Source organism: Isobaculum melis (genome assembly GCF_900111355.1).
Taxonomy (GTDB): domain Bacteria; phylum Bacillota; class Bacilli; order Lactobacillales; family Carnobacteriaceae; genus Isobaculum; species Isobaculum melis.
Window position 1 is genome coordinate 1 of sequence record NZ_FOHA01000023.1, and the last position, 15,191, is coordinate 15,191.

16 protein-coding genes and 1 pseudogene are annotated in these 15,191 nt (G+C 34.2%); 8 read left to right on the plus strand and 9 right to left on the minus strand.

Annotated features, from left to right (window positions below):
• Nucleotides 1-167 (plus strand): annotated as a pseudogene (locus BMW29_RS14140) (IS110 family RNA-guided transposase); the annotation flags it as partial.
• Between the two features lie 222 nt (nucleotides 168-389).
• On the opposite strand, the gene BMW29_RS12405 reads toward BMW29_RS14140, so the two are convergent.
• From BMW29_RS12405 to BMW29_RS12415, 3 genes are all read right to left on the minus strand, one after another.
• Nucleotides 390-1,247: an IS3 family transposase gene (locus BMW29_RS12405; RefSeq protein ID WP_177165779.1), complete on the minus strand. Its 858-nt coding sequence runs from the start codon at nucleotides 1,245-1,247 to the stop codon at nucleotides 390-392.
• Between the two features lie 14 nt (nucleotides 1,248-1,261).
• The gene (locus tag BMW29_RS12410; RefSeq protein ID WP_092653841.1) at nucleotides 1,262-1,954 is read right to left on the minus strand and encodes a helix-turn-helix domain-containing protein; all 693 of its coding nucleotides are present in this window, start codon (nucleotides 1,952-1,954) and stop codon (nucleotides 1,262-1,264) included.
• A 363-nt stretch (nucleotides 1,955-2,317) separates the two neighbouring features.
• Entirely contained in the window at nucleotides 2,318-3,037 is a 720-nt protein-coding gene (locus BMW29_RS12415; RefSeq protein WP_092653843.1) for a YebC/PmpR family DNA-binding transcriptional regulator, read from the minus strand.
• Between the two features lie 369 nt (nucleotides 3,038-3,406).
• On the opposite strand from BMW29_RS12415, the gene BMW29_RS12420 reads away from it, so the two are divergent.
• Complete coding sequence (locus BMW29_RS12420; RefSeq protein ID WP_143047372.1) at nucleotides 3,407-3,745, plus strand: zinc ribbon domain-containing protein YjdM; 339 nt, start codon at nucleotides 3,407-3,409, stop codon at nucleotides 3,743-3,745.
• Nucleotides 3,746-3,771: 26 nt separating this feature from the next.
• On the opposite strand, the gene BMW29_RS12425 is transcribed toward BMW29_RS12420, so the two are convergent.
• The 5 genes from BMW29_RS12425 to BMW29_RS12445 all read right to left on the minus strand — a co-directional run bounded on the left by BMW29_RS12425 (nucleotide 3,772) and on the right by BMW29_RS12445 (nucleotide 7,628).
• A complete protein-coding gene (locus BMW29_RS12425) occupies nucleotides 3,772-4,542 on the minus strand; it encodes a DUF817 domain-containing protein (protein WP_092653847.1) in 771 nt (256 codons plus the stop codon).
• Between the two features lie 124 nt (nucleotides 4,543-4,666).
• A complete protein-coding gene (locus BMW29_RS12430) occupies nucleotides 4,667-5,125 on the minus strand; it encodes a hypothetical protein (RefSeq protein WP_092653849.1) in 459 nt (152 codons plus the stop codon).
• Nucleotides 5,126-5,312: 187 nt separating this feature from the next.
• The gene (locus tag BMW29_RS12435; protein ID WP_177165780.1) at nucleotides 5,313-5,705 is read right to left on the minus strand and encodes a phosphate-starvation-inducible protein PsiE; all 393 of its coding nucleotides are present in this window, start codon (nucleotides 5,703-5,705) and stop codon (nucleotides 5,313-5,315) included.
• Between the two features lie 228 nt (nucleotides 5,706-5,933).
• The gene (locus tag BMW29_RS12440; protein ID WP_092653853.1) at nucleotides 5,934-6,371 is read right to left on the minus strand and encodes a YaiI/YqxD family protein; all 438 of its coding nucleotides are present in this window, start codon (nucleotides 6,369-6,371) and stop codon (nucleotides 5,934-5,936) included.
• Between the two features lie 18 nt (nucleotides 6,372-6,389).
• A complete protein-coding gene (locus tag BMW29_RS12445) occupies nucleotides 6,390-7,628 on the minus strand; it encodes a multidrug efflux MFS transporter (protein WP_092653855.1) in 1,239 nt (412 codons plus the stop codon).
• Nucleotides 7,629-8,111: 483 nt separating this feature from the next.
• Here BMW29_RS12445 and BMW29_RS12450 point away from each other — a divergent pair, with 483 nt between their 5' ends.
• Complete coding sequence (locus BMW29_RS12450) at nucleotides 8,112-9,395, plus strand: helix-turn-helix domain-containing protein (protein ID WP_092653857.1); 1,284 nt, start codon at nucleotides 8,112-8,114, stop codon at nucleotides 9,393-9,395.
• 48 nt (nucleotides 9,396-9,443) lie between these two features.
• Here BMW29_RS12450 and BMW29_RS12455 read toward each other — a convergent pair whose 3' ends face one another.
• Entirely contained in the window at nucleotides 9,444-10,667 is a 1,224-nt protein-coding gene (locus BMW29_RS12455; protein WP_092653859.1) for an MFS transporter, read from the minus strand.
• A gap of 161 nt (nucleotides 10,668-10,828) precedes the next feature.
• On the opposite strand from BMW29_RS12455, the gene BMW29_RS12460 reads away from it, so the two are divergent.
• The 5 genes from BMW29_RS12460 to BMW29_RS12480 all read left to right on the plus strand — a co-directional run bounded on the left by BMW29_RS12460 (nucleotide 10,829) and on the right by BMW29_RS12480 (nucleotide 15,185).
• Nucleotides 10,829-11,761, plus strand: a complete 933-nt coding sequence (locus BMW29_RS12460) for an Rgg/GadR/MutR family transcriptional regulator (protein ID WP_092653861.1) — start codon at nucleotides 10,829-10,831, stop codon at nucleotides 11,759-11,761.
• Nucleotides 11,762-11,920: 159 nt separating this feature from the next.
• Entirely contained in the window at nucleotides 11,921-12,781 is an 861-nt protein-coding gene (locus tag BMW29_RS12465; RefSeq protein WP_245706283.1) for an ABC transporter ATP-binding protein, read from the plus strand.
• Between the two features lie 34 nt (nucleotides 12,782-12,815).
• Nucleotides 12,816-13,556 carry a hypothetical protein gene (locus BMW29_RS12470; RefSeq protein ID WP_092653865.1) on the plus strand — a complete coding sequence of 247 codons (741 nt, stop codon included), beginning with the start codon at nucleotides 12,816-12,818 and terminating at the stop codon, nucleotides 13,554-13,556.
• 135 nt (nucleotides 13,557-13,691) lie between these two features.
• Nucleotides 13,692-14,126, plus strand: coding sequence for a MarR family winged helix-turn-helix transcriptional regulator (locus BMW29_RS12475; RefSeq protein ID WP_092653867.1), 435 nt, complete (start codon nucleotides 13,692-13,694; stop codon nucleotides 14,124-14,126).
• A 72-nt stretch (nucleotides 14,127-14,198) separates the two neighbouring features.
• Entirely contained in the window at nucleotides 14,199-15,185 is a 987-nt protein-coding gene (locus BMW29_RS12480; RefSeq protein ID WP_092653869.1) for a ring-cleaving dioxygenase, read from the plus strand.
• The last annotated feature ends 6 nt before the right edge of the window (nucleotides 15,186-15,191 follow it).

Genomic DNA, 15,191 nt, shown 5'->3' on the forward strand with positions numbered 1-15,191 from the left:
CTAATCATATTGTGGATTATTATTACAAATTAAAAACGCAACCTTTATCCAAAAAGGATAAGGTTGCGACCGTAGCCTGTATGAACAAACTACTAAAGTGTCTCTACTCTATGATTAAGAACGAGACAAAGTACGACTATACGTACACGGTCTCTAAGGACCAATAAGGCAAAGCCTTATACACTGATTGTAACACCCTGATTGAAAAAAATAAATGATTATCAGGGTTATTTGTTATAGATTTTATTCTATGATATCCCCACAACTTATAAATAATTGCCATATTCTAACTTATTTATTTTCTACTTGACTAATCGTAGGAAAAGGCTGAGACAAAATGAACTGCTCCCTGTCAAGTAGACAAGGGAAAAACAAAAAACTGAAATATCTTAAACGATGGCTTTATACCGATATTCTATTGGTGTAAGGCCATTGTATTTTTGTACGAATCGTTCTTCATTATAAAAAATGATATAACGATGAATCTCTTTAATCAGAGATTCTCTTTTTTTAAATTTATTCAGATAAAAGCTTTCTGCTTTTAGTGTGCCCCAGAAGCTTTCAATGGGTTGATTATCTAAACATTTTGATACTCGTGACATACTTACTTTAAATTGATATTTTTCGCTCAGTCTTCGATATTCATGAGAAGTATACTGAAATCCACGATCACTATGAATAATTGGATGTGCCTGGGCATTTAATTTGAATGCTTGATGTAGAGTATCCATAACCAATAAATTATCATTACGTTCACTTATTTGGTAAGAAACAATTGAATAGTCATATAAATCAATGAGTGCACTCAAATAGAGTTTCTGTCCATTTTTACATTTAAATTCAGTAATATCTGTACACCAAATTTCATTTGGCGCTTTTGCTGAATGGAAGGCTCTATTAAGAATATTTTCTGCAACATGGCTTGGCTTAGATTTCTTCCAGCTTGAACGAGTGCAGCGAATCACAGAATAAAGACCATTTCTACGCATGATTCGACGAATTCTTTTAACATTATAGACTGTTCCGAAGGAACGATTTATTGCTAAAGTCATGCGGCGATATCCATATATTTTATTTACCATGTTGAAAATCCGAAAAATTTCTTGTTCAATTTTTTGATTAACTATATCATGAGTAGACAGAGTTCGATGCAACCATTTGTAGTATCCCGAACGGGATATCTCTAATTTTTTACAAAGTTTTACAACAGAATATTGATTACTTAATTCTTTGATCGTTAGGTACAAAAAATTATTCCGTGTTAATGAGATGGATTGAATCTTTCTTGAATTTCCTGCAACTTTTTTGCAATGGCTTTCTCCATCTCCAATTCTTCATTCCGGAGTTCTAATTCTTTAATACGTTGTTTTAGTCGTTCTTCTTCTGTTAATTCTTTAGGATCTTTTTTACGACCTCTTCCATCACGAAGTGCCTCCGTACCATTTTTCTGATATTTTTTAACCCAGCTATAAACTTGCTGGTAGCTAACACCATATTTTTCCATGGCTAATTGGTAGTCCAACTTATGCGCAATAGTAAACTGTACAATTTCTAAACGTTCTTCACCTGTGGTGAATATACTTTTATTTGTTTTCATCTGGCTGATTCCTTTACTAGTGGATTTTAAACGCTTACCCTTAGTATACGTGGAAATCCATTTATCTAAAAGAGACTTACTAGATATTTTAAAAATTTGTACAATTTCATGTTTAGAATATTTTCCAGATAAGGCATATTCAACAGCTTTTGTTTTATCTTGCTTTAGATACTTTTTCCAATTTTTAGAAATTTTTAACCCATTCAGTCCATTTTCTCTATATTTCCTCAACCAAGTATTAACAGTATCATAACCAGCACCTACTCTTCTTGCTTCACTGGTAACACATTCTTTTCCACTAAGAATGTGTTGAATCGAACGCTTCTTTTCTTCGTACGAATATCTTTTATTAGACATATAAAAACTCCCAACATAGTAGACTAGAAATTTTTGTTTTTTCTAGTGTCTACTTTGTTGGGAGCATACCAAAAAAGGCGTTTAGGTTCGAGCACCGGGTAGGTACTTTTCTACATCAACTCATACTTCGTTGTGAATCAAAGCAATTGGAGCAAAAGACGAACAATACGCTTTTTGTATTGATCGGATTTTGTGAACCAAATAGGTACCAATCATCATCTATTCACTTACGTTCACAGTGGTTCTTGGCAATTGCCGAAGAACCTGCCTTTTGGCCACCGTTTACGGAGGCAATTTACGTTTTTTAGAAGCAATTAAAGAGGGCGGGATAAAACTTTTCAGTTTTGTCCCGCCCTCTTTTGGTTACTCACCTAAATCAACATTATGATACACTTTTTGCACATCGTCTAAATCCTCTAAAGCATCGATGAGATTTTCAAATTTAGTTAAGTCATCGCCATCCAAAGTAACTTCATTTTGAGGAATCATTTCAATTTCTGCCACAGAGAATTCTTCAACTCCAGCCGTTTTTAAAGCTTCTTGAACAGCATGAAAATCAGAAGGTTCAGCATAAACAATGGTTTGTCCATCTTCATCAAAGACATCACGAACATCTAAATCAGCTTCCATTAACAATTCTAATAACTCATCTGCATCTTTATCTGGAACACCGAAAATAGCTGTATTGTCAAACATGTAAGCAACAGCCCCGCTCACACCCATATTTCCACCATTTTTACCATAAGCAGCACGAACATCAGAAGCAGTACGGTTCACATTATTTGTTAACGCATCAACAATAATCATTGAGCCATTAGGACCGAATCCTTCATAACGTAGCTCCGAATAATTTTCATCGCCAGTTCCTTTTGCTTTTTCAATTGCACGATCAATAATATGCTTTGGCACATTGTAAGTCTTAGCACGTTCAATGACAAAACGCAGTTTTTGATTAGAGTGGGGGTCAGGATCGCCCTGCTTTGCAGCTACATAGATTTCAATTCCGAATTTAGCATAAATACGACTATTATTTGCGTCTTTTGATGCTTTTTTCTCTTTAATATTTGCCCATTTACGACCCATATTTTTCACTCGCTTTCCTATTCATAGTTCATTACTGTACCATTATACTTGGATAAGGAGCATTTGTTAAGGAAAACAAGCATTTTTTATGATAATCAGGTCAAGTCTAGTCTTTTAAATGATAAATGGTATTGCCCATCTCATCTTTTTCTTCTAAAGTTAGACCTTCGATTAATAGATTGAAACGAAATACTATCTCATTTACAAAACGAAGCTTAACAAACCAATCTATAGCGTGTATGAAGAAAAGGGTAAGTAGTATGTAAAGAAGAAATGTGACACTTTTTTGAATATGCTAAAAGAGTGATTGGCAAGTGAGGTAGGATACACTATAATGAAAGTATCGTAATGAATGGAGGAAATAAAAGAATGTCAAACTTACCAAACTGCCCAGAATGTGGGTCAGCGTATACTTATGAAGATGGTAGCTTACTTGTTTGCCCAGAATGTGCTCATGAATGGAGTGCTGAAGCAGAAGCGCAAAATGAAGAAGTCAAAGTCTTTAAGGATGCAAATGGCAATGTTTTAAATGATGGTGATACAGTTACAGTCATTAAAGATTTAAAAGTTAAAGGTGCGCAAAGTGCTTTAAAACAAGGAACAAAAGTAAAAAATATTCGTCTAGTAGATGGAGACCATGATATTGATTGTAAAATTGATGGCTTTGGTCCAATGAAGCTAAAATCAGAATTTGTGAAGAAAATTTAGAAGAAACTGCTTGATAAGGATTTACCTTAATCAAGCAGTTCTTTATTTTTTTTGAATTTAAGCTGAGCAATAAGAATAATACTGATGATAATCAATAAATACCAGCTGGATATTTTCCCAATATGAACCAGCCGCCATTGCTTTAATTGATCTGGATAAGCCCAAGCGCCAAAAAAGCTGGCAATATTTTCTGCTACCCAAATAAAGAAAGCAATACATAAAAAGGACAGGCTAAGTGGCATTTTCAAACGATAGGAACCAACAGTAAAATAAACCCATGTTTGATAAAATAGCAGAAAAACGGCCCCTGTTAACCACCACCTAAGATCCCAGATGAAATGATGCGTAAAGAAATTTAAGTAAATACCAATGCATAATAGCCAAACAAGTAGCTGCTTTGGCCAATGACTCATTTTTAAATCAAATACTTTCCACGCCTTACAAATATAGCTCCCAATACTGGAATACATGAATCCGCTATATAATGGAACGCCGCCCAGCTTCCAAAAGCCAGCCCCTGGATAGCTCCAAGAACCAATATTGACCTTATAAATTTCTAAAGCCAAGCCAATCAGATGAAAGAGCATGATGACCTTTAGCTCATCCTTTGTTTCCAATTTAAAATAAAGCAGAAAACCTTGCACCACTAAACAAAACAATAAAAGCAAATCATATCTTGTCATAAATGGTACCTTTACATATTTTGTTACAGCAAGCGCAATAAAGATAGCCGCTGGAAATAAACAGCAAATCACTTGTTGGTAAGTAAATAAAGCCAACCCTTTAATAAATTTCATTTTGTTCTCTCCTTTTAACTAACCCCTATTATGTAGAAAATGATTAAAGATTCAGTTAAATAAAGAGTAAAAAAAGTATAAAAAGCATGACACCAAGTCCGGTGACATGCTTTAGTTATCCTGCTTATTTAGAGAATGTAAAAGGATAAGAAATAGCTTCTAAATCACTTTTTAGTGTTTCCCAATCTTCTAAATCTGCGTTGATTGAAAGAATACTTGTTTGATTGAGTGCTTGCTTTTGGTAGACTTGCTCCACAATTTCAGCCGGCAAGCCATCAAGCTCATAATAGTCACAAGCCCAATCTATATAAAGCTTAGGGTTTGGCTGATAGATCTCAATAAAAGATTGCATCATCGTATCAAGCTTTTCAAAATCACTTGCTTGAAAGTGACCTTGCTCATCTGTCCATAAGCAGAAGGTTGTTCCAATTGATTTAACAGGCTCCTCATTCATAAATTCATGAAATATACTTGGCCTATTTTCTTGAGTTTTTAAGGGCTGTAATTCATGAAGAAAGCCATTGATGATACAAGCATTCTCTTTAAAGAGAACCAGCAGCTCGTCTCCTTCACCATTTTTCATGGTAAAACATTCTTCAGTGGGACTCCACTTGCTGTCATAAGAATAATAGCGATCTGCCCAATCCTGACAAATAATGGCATCTAATGCTGAAATGGCTTTGCATATTTTTTTGTAGTGCTTCTTTATTAGGCAACATTTGTGATGCCCTCCTGTTTCTTCTCTATTGTTTTAGTGTGTACAAGCACAATTATTGATGTTCCTTTGGCAATATTTTAAGACCAATTACTAAGAGTAGGATTGTCGCACCAAATCCAAGAACATCCAAACTATTTCCATGAGCCGTTAAAATAACTCTAAGAATAGCTGTGATTGCGATATAAATGAAATATTGTAATGGGATATGACCTTCATTTTTAAAGAAGGTACGAACCAGCACAATAAATTCAAAATATAAGAAAAATGCTAAAACTTTTTCAACAATCCCATCAAAAATTTTTACATTTTCCGAAAAGGTAATCAAATTAACCAATTGCCATAACTCTTTGACTAATAAAACCGCCATAATTAGTGCTAAAAAGAGCATACCAATATTTAAAATAGTAATAAGTAAAGAATCCACACTTTTTTGTAAATTTTTCATCAAAAACCTCCTTGCTGTTAATCGCTTCATTTTATCCTTTAATTTTATAGTATCTAAAAAAGAATAACTTGTAAATAAGAATCGTTAAATTTTGATTAAAAAAAATTGGATTTAATGAGAAATTACTCAAAAAAAGACGTCTGACGCGTTATTTATAAAAAAGAAGTGACTAGCTATCAATTGCTTTTTGACCGAAAAGAAAGAGCCTATGCAACTAGGCATATGCTCTTATTCTAAAGTATCAATTAATAATGATCTAAATTTAGCACGATCCTCATCAGTAAAAGGCTTTGGCCCCTTTGTTCGTTTGCCACTTTTTCGAACCATTGCGCTTAAATAACGTGATTGCAGCAATTGGTCAATATTTTCATCAGAATATTGAAAGCCCGCATGATGTAACACAAGACACTTTTTTCCTAACCCTAAAGAGGCCAGACCATAATCCTGTGTAATTAAAATATCTTGTGCTTTGATTAGCTGAACCAATCGATAATCTGCCGATTCAGCACCAGTATCGACATAAATTGTTTCAACACCAGGTGGTTGAATGACGGTAGAAAAATGGGCAATACTTGTGACAATCACAACCTCTAGCTTTCTTTTTAATGCTTCTTCAATGACAATATCCTTTACAGGACAAGCATCTGCATCTATATATATTTTCATAAACACTCCTTCTGCTACTTAGGCAACGGATGAATGATCCTCATCAATAAATTTTGTGTTGTATTTGGCCAAGATAAAATTAAATAGAATAAATAAAGGTGTGACCAAGAAGACAGCTGAATAGCCAAAGTGTGCGGAAATCGAAGAGCCAATCAAGGGTCCCATCACATTTCCCATTGCTTGAAAGGACTGATTATAACTAAAGACCCTACCTGCAATATTGTGTGGCGAGTATTTGGTTAGAATGGATTGAATCGCGGGTAAAAGCGCCGCATCAGAAATACCCAGCATAAATCTTAACGCGCCTAATTGCCAGGCATTTGTAACAAAGGCCATTGGAATCAAGACAGCAATCGAACCAAGCAGACCTGTTAATAAGATTTTTTGCGGTCCAATTTTATCTCCTAATAGCCCAAAGCGAGGTGCGGCAATTAACGTAGCAATCCCAGGAACAGAGGCAACAATGCCACTAACAAAAGCAATGTTTTGTGCATGAGGCGATAATTGTCTCACATATAAGCTTAAGATTGGACTAATCGAATTCGCTGCTACCTGAACCATCATGGTGGTAATAAACATCCCTATAATAATATGAGGCTGCTTAATTTGTTTGAAAACATCCTTTGTTGATAATTCGTCTTTTTTAGCAACAGGCTCAAAGTGTTCCTTAACAAAAAATAAGGTTAAGAAAAAGACAGAAAGTAATAAAAATCCTGTAATAAAAAAGGTCACACGGTAACCAAAAGCACCTGCAATAAGCCCACCAGCTAAAGGGCCTAATAAAGTTCCAGTTACATTGCCTGTGGTTAAGGTACCAAGCGCCCAACCACTTTTTTCTCTAGGGACTTGAGTAGCAATTAAAGCATTTGCATTGGAAATAAAGCCAGCAAATACCCCTTGTAGTAATCTTAAGCCAATGAGTTGATAGACATTTTGAACCAATCCCATCGCACCAATTACAAGCGCCATCCCAAGTGCCGCACGAAGGAGCATGAGTTTTCGCCCTTTTCTATCAGCTAAACGCCCCCAAATAGGCGAAATAAATGCAGTGACAATAAAAGTTGAGCTAAACGCAATCCCGCTTAACATGCTTAAATCCTTTTGATTAAAGTCTCCCAAAGTTTCAATATAAAGAGACATAAAAGGCATAACTAAACTAAATGCAATACCAGCAAGAAAGCAGCCAAACCAGAGAATTACCAAGTTTCTTTCCCAAATCTGCATGTATTTTAGTCTATTCTTCATCTGCACAATCATCTCTTTTTCTCTATTTTTCCTACTATTATAGCATACATCAGCAAATGTAAAGGGGATTGCAGCAAGGAAAATAAAAAAATGAACAGTTAGCTTTTTTTGATGAAACGTTCATGCAATGATTTAAACCATTTTTATAAAAAAATAAATCCTTTAATTTATACAGTGGAATAATATTCAGGAATAGGGATTTGTTGTTAAGGGATTAACAGAAAAAGTGTATGTTAAAAAAATCCAATGAAAAATATTTTCATATTGAAAGTGCAGCTTTTTCGTGCAAAAACTGGATGGAAAGTAGGTTGACAAGAGTTATCATTTGATTATATGATAGATTAGAAAATAACATCTATTTAAAATTTAGGTCATTTTCTCTCTCTCTGGAAAACCATCTTTTAGTTTTGAATAATGCTAAATAAGAGATAACGAAGTGGTCGAAATTGCTATTTTATTCAAATTTTTATCTCATAAGAAAGGAGTTGAAGAAGGATGATTGAATTACTGGGCGTAAGAATTTTTAATTTAAGAAAGCGATTAGGCATGTCGCAAAAAACATTGGCAAAGGGCATTATCTCAAATCCATATTTATCCAATATTGAAAAAGGCAATAAATTTCCTGCCCAAGAAACCTTGCTGTTTTTATGCAATCGCTTAAATGTGCCACAAGACGAATTATTTCTTGAAAACAAAGAAAATCCGGCGCTAGCAAAAGAATTAGAAACATGCTTTACATATTTGGTGTCAGATAGTTGGTCAAAAATAAAAAATCAGCTAGCAAAAATAAAGCAAAACTATCAGTTGGAAAAAGAGCTTCCATTGCAGGAGCTGAGTTACTATTTACTATCAGCTGCTTATTTATACAAAAATAATTTTAGTCAAGAGGCTGATGAGATAACCGAGCAATATTTGTTAGCTATTGATAAAGCGTTGTTAAATCATCAAGAATTAATGCCAATCAATCAGTATTATGCTTACTTTTGTGCACAAAAGGCCATCCATCAAAGAGAGTGTCAACTAGCGGTCCTTCACTTAGAAAAAATGCTCCTGCAGCCCTCACTAAACCAGGAGCTACTTGCTTATTTAATGAGTGATCTTATTTTTTGCTATCAAAGCTTTGGACACTACGAAAAAGCGCTCACACTGATTCGAGAAACAAGACTGAGACGCTCAGCTGCACAACAAAAAATAGCAGTGAAGCTATTTTACCTAGAAGGTTTAATTTTTTCTGATATTCAATTTTACCAAAAAGCAGAACAAAGCTTTCAAATCGCGTTAAATTTACTGGAAGGATTTCCTGAAATGGCTTCAGATTATTTACTTTTGATCTATTATCAACAATTACAAATCCTCCTCCAAAGAAAAGTATTTGAACCAGCATCCCAAAAGATGGCGTTTATCTATCAACTCATTATGGAAAAATTCACAGGCAAACAGCTATTCTCTAAAAATGAATATTTTGTGATGCTGGCATTAAGCATCAACTATTTGGAGAGCAATTGTGCTGAAGAGGCAGACCATTTATTTGAGTTGGCTCAAGCCATGCAAGAGGAATTTCCTGAGTTAAAGAATATGGTTGCGTATCTTCAAGCACTTAGTGAGTTACGAAAGGGGAATGAAGCAGACTATGTTCAGCAAATGACCCATTTACTAAATCGGTTAGATGATTCTTGGCCTAGTATTCTTGCTAAACGCATCAAACGACAGACCAGTCGCTATTTTTCACAACAACTAAAATATAAACAAGCTTATATGATCTTAATGGAAAATGAATAATTGTACACAGCAACCCTAGCAAAATGGTTACATTTTGCTAGGGTTTTCTTATTTTTTGAAAACTAAGAAAACCAGACCCATACAAGTTGTTACGAGCAACAAAACAAAAGCAAAGCTTTGATTCAACAGATTAGCACAGCCTAAAAATAACAAGCTAGAAAAAGGAACGGCTGCAGATAAAAGCGTATTTGCAGCCCCACTAATGGTGGCCAATTTATCAGTAGCGACACTTGCGTAGACAATTGTAGAAAATTTAGGAGAAGCAGTTCCCACTGTCAGACAAATCAAGCTTATAGCTAAAAAGACAAGCCAAAGTTGTGCTGCAAAAATCCCAATCGCAAATAAGAGAATTAAAAGTAAACATTGTTTGGCTAAAGCGGTTAATGTCATTTTTTTAAAGAGCCCACTGCCGGAAATATTCCCTATGATTAAAAAGATGGAAGCAAGCCCTTGAAAAATTGCAATTGATAGTGGAAAATCTTTTAGCTGTAACTCAGGGTGCGCGCTCATCCAAATGTTGAATAATGGGGAAAGTGCAGATAAAAAGAAATTCACTAATGTAAACTGTAAAACGGCTGTAGCAAGTTGCCTATTCCCTTTTAATTCCTTTAATGAAGCGAGCAATGATGCTCCCCACTGCTTTACCGTTCTTTTTTCATTAGAAACAGGAATAGACTTTTCCTCCGTTTTTTGTAGTGCCCCACGAATGCACCAAATAATCACTGCCACTAATAAAAATGTTCCGCTATTCATCCAAGCGATAAATTGATAAGAGAAAATGCTGAGTAAAGTGGCCCCGATAAATTGTGCAATAATCGAAATAAACTGTGATACAGCTTGCTGCAATCCACTAGCAGCTTCAATATCTTCTTTGTCTACAATATTAGGAATAAAGGGTGTATTTAAACTACTGGCATATTTTCCAAAAATATCAGAGAAAAAGTTCAGCAACACAATTCCGCTTAAAATCATCATTGAGGGCTGGAATCCAATCATGAATCCTACAATTAAGTAGAAGATTCCGCGATAAATCGCGAGATGAATCATTTTCTGTGTTTTATTTTTGGTAGCATCTGCTATGCTGCCGGTGAAAATATAAAGGAGACCAGGAATCGTTTCAGATAAGGTGACCAACATAATCGCAAGATTACTATTTGGAAATTGACTAGCATAAGTTAGTAATGCAATGTAATAAATTGAATCCCCAAAACCTGAAACAAAATTTGAGGCAAATAAATATCTGAATATTCTACTCTTTTTTAAAGCTTGCATGGTTATCACTCCTAATTTGTTTGTGGCTTTAGCATAATGGATAGGAGCTGAATCTAAGTTAAAAGGTGCAGTATACTGAATCTTTTTAAGTGATATACTAAAAGGAAAGTCAAACTAAGTGATAACATGTTTATAGAGTCTTGATAGAGGAGGAGTCAAGTATGGCATCAAGCTATGGTAAAACCATTCGAAAAGTTCGCTTAAATGCAGGGTTTAGTCAAAAAGAGGTTTATACAGAAATTGTTTCAAAATCGTTTGCAATTGCTTTTGAAAAAGGGGAGTATTCTATCAAAATAGAAAGCTTTTTAGAAATTTTAGAAAGATTAATGCTTTCCTTTGATGAGTTTATGTATATCCATCAGGGGTATCAAACTAAAAAAATAGAAGATTTAGGCAACCGTATTAACTTAGCCTCCAATCAAAATAATGAAGCTTTACTAAAAAAGTACTATGATGAAGCGAAAAATAGTCGCAGTATGAAGACACGAGTACTTGCAGAGCAGGCACATGTTTTAAGTTATGTTATTCATTATCGCAACCAACCAGAAGAAAACAAAATTTATCCACAAGAAAGTGTTCAATTTTTAAAAACATTTTTATTAAGAAGTGACGAATGGACTTTTAGGGAGCTGACCATTTTTAATAATGTGTCCGATATTTTTGATGAACAGACAGAAGAAATGTTGACCATATATGCACTAAAAACGATTGATCGCTACCAAAATTATGTTCGTTTACAGGATGAGCTTTTTCTAATAAGTTTATCTATTTTAGGAACAACTATTGAAAAAGGGCGATTAAAGCAGGCGAAAGAACAAATCAAAAATCTTGCTGCTAAGCCTTATGATACCTTCCAAATGCTCCATCGTACGTTACTTTTATTCTATAAAGGTACAGTAAGTTATTTAGAAGGGGATCAGGAAAAAGGAATTTACTTGTTAAGTCAAGCTTTTTTGATGTTGAAGCTAGATCATCAAGAGGTCTTAAAGCGTCAATTTTATCAAGTGCTAGAAAAACATAGCACTGTTAATGTAAAAGAAATTGTATCACAGGTAAATCGTTGTCTAGCATATCTTGAAATCACTAATGATTAAGAAAAGAATAAGCCTACTTAGTTTCTCCGAAAAGGTTTGGTTTATCAGCATAAATTTGGTAAAATAAAACTAGGATGATGGGAAAAAGTTATAAAGATAAACTAAATAAGCAGGTAGTGAATCCCTTGTGATTCAGCTTGTGAAGGAGGAAAAAAATCAGTGATAGAAATTAACGAACTATTAATGACATACGGTACTAATGAAGTATTAAATATTCGTTCATTGAGTTTAGATGAAGGTGTTTCTTATGGTATTGTTGGGCATAATGGAGCGGGGAAAACAACCTTGTTCAAATGTATTACAAACATCATTATGACCTATCGTGGCTCCATTAAAATTATGGGAGAAAATGTAAAAGAGCGCAACGAAATTCTAACAAATGTTGGGCTTGTTTTAGATGGTATGTCCGTTTATACAAATCAAACAGGTTGGTTTAATATTCAGTATTTTGCTGGATTACGTGGGGATTACAATGAAGAACGTGTTCGTCAATTGGCAGCAGATTTAGATTTATATGGCGTTTTAGATCAAAAAGTCAAAACCTACTCTTATGGGATGCAGAAAAAATTAATCCTATTGATTGCCTTAATTCATACACCTAAAATTTTGATTTTAGATGAGCCGTTTAGAGGGTTAGATATTGATACGGTTCGCTGGTTTAAAGATTATTTAAAACAGTTGACGAAAGAAGGCTTAACATTACTTATTTCTAGTCATGTTATTAATGATTTAGAAGAGCTTTGTGATGAAGTATATGTTGTAGATCGCGGTAGAATTTCTGAACATATTGATTTAAAAACAGAAAAAGCACGCCAATATCGTTTAATTGATACAACTAATAACACGCGCTTAATTGAAATTTTAGAAGAAAATATCATTCCTTTTGAAATGAAAGATGAACGCATTAAATTAGATATCGATTCAGCTAAATGGGGCACTGTTTATCAACAGCTACAAAATGAAGGTATTGAGATTAACGAAATGTCTAGAGTGAAAGTGTTAGAAGAAAAATTAAACTAGACAACAATAAATTACAAACAAAGGAGCAATTATAGTGACAGGTAAATTAATTTTCAAAATGGAAATGTTTAAGTTTAAAAACGATAAAAAATACTTGATGACAGCTGGTATTATCGGCGTTTTAAATACAATTTTAGCACTAATGGTCATCAATATGGATGTCATGAATTACTATGATTATGGCATGCTTGGAACAGTTATCGGATTTTATTTTATGTTAATGCTAGGAAATATTATTTTTATGTTCTTTTATCCATTCCATGTTTTATCAATGGATTATAAAAATAATGTCATTGCTACCATGATTGCTTCAGGTGTCAATCGAACAAAATTATTTGTTTCAAAAATTGGTGCAATTATCGTCAATACAATTATGATTGGTCTCATCACAACTTTCGTACCATTCGTTTTATTGATGTTAAAAGCGACTTATGAAGCAGGATTTGGTATCTTTTTTGAAGAAATTCTAGGATTTTTCCAAATTGTTGATATTGATTTCATTAGCTTAATGCTGATGGGCTTAACAAGTTATTTAGGAATGATTATGATGATGACTGCTGCAAGTACAATCTTAAAAGGTGGCAATCTATCATTCCTATTATTTATTGGTTTTTCAATGGCAACAAGTATTGCAACAGGTATCCTTTCTTCTATTACAACAGCATTTGATTTATATGGCACAGGACTCATTGTTTATAATATCTTTATTAACCTTATTATCATTGCTGTCTTTGGCTATCTTGGCTTATCTGCCATTAAAAAACAAAACTTATAAAAATAAAGAAATAGCTTATCGATTTTCGGTAAGCTATTTCTTTTGAAACATTTTAGTAGACAGCTTATTTTTATTATGGTATATTTATCTCGAATTCGAGATATCTAAAGAATTAAAAGAAGGGAGGAATCTTAGATGATAAATGAAAATCAACCATTGCAAGCATTGACTGTATTATTACGTGCATCACAGCATATTCAAGAAGTCATTCGTAAAGACATGATGCCTTATGGATTAAACCCGACAGAATTTGCGGTATTAGAGTTACTTTATCATAAAGGAGACCAGCCCATCCAAGTGATTGGTCAAAAGATCTTGATTGCTAGTAGTAGTATTACCTACGTTGTAGATAAGTTAGTAGGAAAAAATTATGTCACACGTGTTGCCTGTGCAGAAGATAAACGCGTCACTTATGCATCACTAACACCAGAAGGACGAGCCTTAATCATGACCATTTTTCCAGAGCATAAAAAGCGGATGGAAGAGGTTTTTGAAGACGTATCATTAAATGAATTAACGCATGTGATTGATTCAATCAAAAAAATTGGCTACAAAGCACAAAGCATGTAGCACATTTTTTTTAACTATATATCTCGAATTCGAGATAAAATAAAAAAACAACTTAAAAGGGGATTGAAGATAATGGAACAATTAAAAGGCATACATCATGTAACAGCAATTACAAGTAGTGCAGAAAAGAATTATGAGTTTTTCACTTATGTTTTGGGGATGCGTTTAGTAAAGAAAACAGTGAATCAAGATGATATTCAAACCTATCATTTATTCTTTGCGGATGATAAAGGTTCAGCAGGAACAGATATGACCTTCTTTGATTTTCCAGGAATACCAAAAGGCGTACATGGAACCAATGAAATTTTTAAAACCTCGTTTCGTGTGCCAACAGATGAAGCACTCGCTTATTGGGTGAAGCGCTTTGATCGTTTAGAAGTAGCGCATACAGGTATCCAAGAACAATTTGGCAAGCAAACACTTTCCTTTGTAGATTTTGATGATCAACATTATCAACTCATTTCAGATGAGCAAAATCAAGGTGTGGCTTCAGGGACTCCATGGGAAAAAGGCCCGATTCCTTTAGAATTTGCTATCACAGGACTAGGACCAGTCTTTGTAAGAGTAGCTGATTTTTCTGTTTTAAAAATGGTCTTAGAAAATGTTTTCTTATTTAAAGAAATCGCACAAGCGGATGACACGCATTTATTTGAAGTAGGTGAAGGTGGAAATGGTGCTCAAGTGATTGTTGAAGAAAATACAACCTTGCCTAGAGCAATCCAAGGTTATGGTACGGTACATCATGCTGCGTTACGAGTAGAAAACCGTCAAGTCTTGAATGCTTGGTTGGCACGCATGAATAGCTTTGGACTACAAAATTCAGGTTATGTAAATCGCTTCTATTTTGAATCACTTTACGCCTTTGTTTCCCCACAAATTTTATTTGAATTAGCAACAGATGGACCTGGCTTTATGGAAGATGAGCCATATGAAACAGTTGGAGAAAAATTATCATTGCCACCATTTTTAGAAGCTAAACGTGAAAGCATTGAAAAACAAGTACGTCCAATCCATACAGTTCGTAGCACTTTACAATTTGAGAAAGAATATGAAGCATAAGAAGGA

Coding starts and splice junctions, on each gene's coding strand:
- BMW29_RS12480 (WP_092653869.1), top strand. CDS start 14,199: ATGGAACAATTAAAAGGCATACATCATGTAACAGCAATTACAAGTAGT.
- BMW29_RS12420 (WP_143047372.1), top strand. CDS start 3,407: ATGTCAAACTTACCAAACTGCCCAGAATGTGGGTCAGCGTATACTTAT.
- BMW29_RS12450 (WP_092653857.1), top strand. CDS start 8,112: ATGATTGAATTACTGGGCGTAAGAATTTTTAATTTAAGAAAGCGATTA.
- BMW29_RS12430 (WP_092653849.1), bottom strand. CDS start 5,125: ATGAAAAATGGTGAAGGAGACGAGCTGCTGGTTCTCTTTAAAGAGAAT.
- BMW29_RS12415 (WP_092653843.1), bottom strand. CDS start 3,037: ATGGGTCGTAAATGGGCAAATATTAAAGAGAAAAAAGCATCAAAAGAC.
- BMW29_RS12410 (WP_092653841.1), bottom strand. CDS start 1,954: ATGTCTAATAAAAGATATTCGTACGAAGAAAAGAAGCGTTCGATTCAA.
- BMW29_RS12440 (WP_092653853.1), bottom strand. CDS start 6,371: ATGAAAATATATATAGATGCAGATGCTTGTCCTGTAAAGGATATTGTC.
- BMW29_RS12445 (WP_092653855.1), bottom strand. CDS start 7,628: ATGATTGTGCAGATGAAGAATAGACTAAAATACATGCAGATTTGGGAA.
- BMW29_RS12455 (WP_092653859.1), bottom strand. CDS start 10,667: ATGCAAGCTTTAAAAAAGAGTAGAATATTCAGATATTTATTTGCCTCA.
- BMW29_RS12475 (WP_092653867.1), top strand. CDS start 13,692: ATGATAAATGAAAATCAACCATTGCAAGCATTGACTGTATTATTACGT.
- BMW29_RS12435 (WP_177165780.1), bottom strand. CDS start 5,705: ATGAAAAATTTACAAAAAAGTGTGGATTCTTTACTTATTACTATTTTA.
- BMW29_RS12425 (WP_092653847.1), bottom strand. CDS start 4,542: ATGAAATTTATTAAAGGGTTGGCTTTATTTACTTACCAACAAGTGATT.
- BMW29_RS12460 (WP_092653861.1), top strand. CDS start 10,829: ATGGCATCAAGCTATGGTAAAACCATTCGAAAAGTTCGCTTAAATGCA.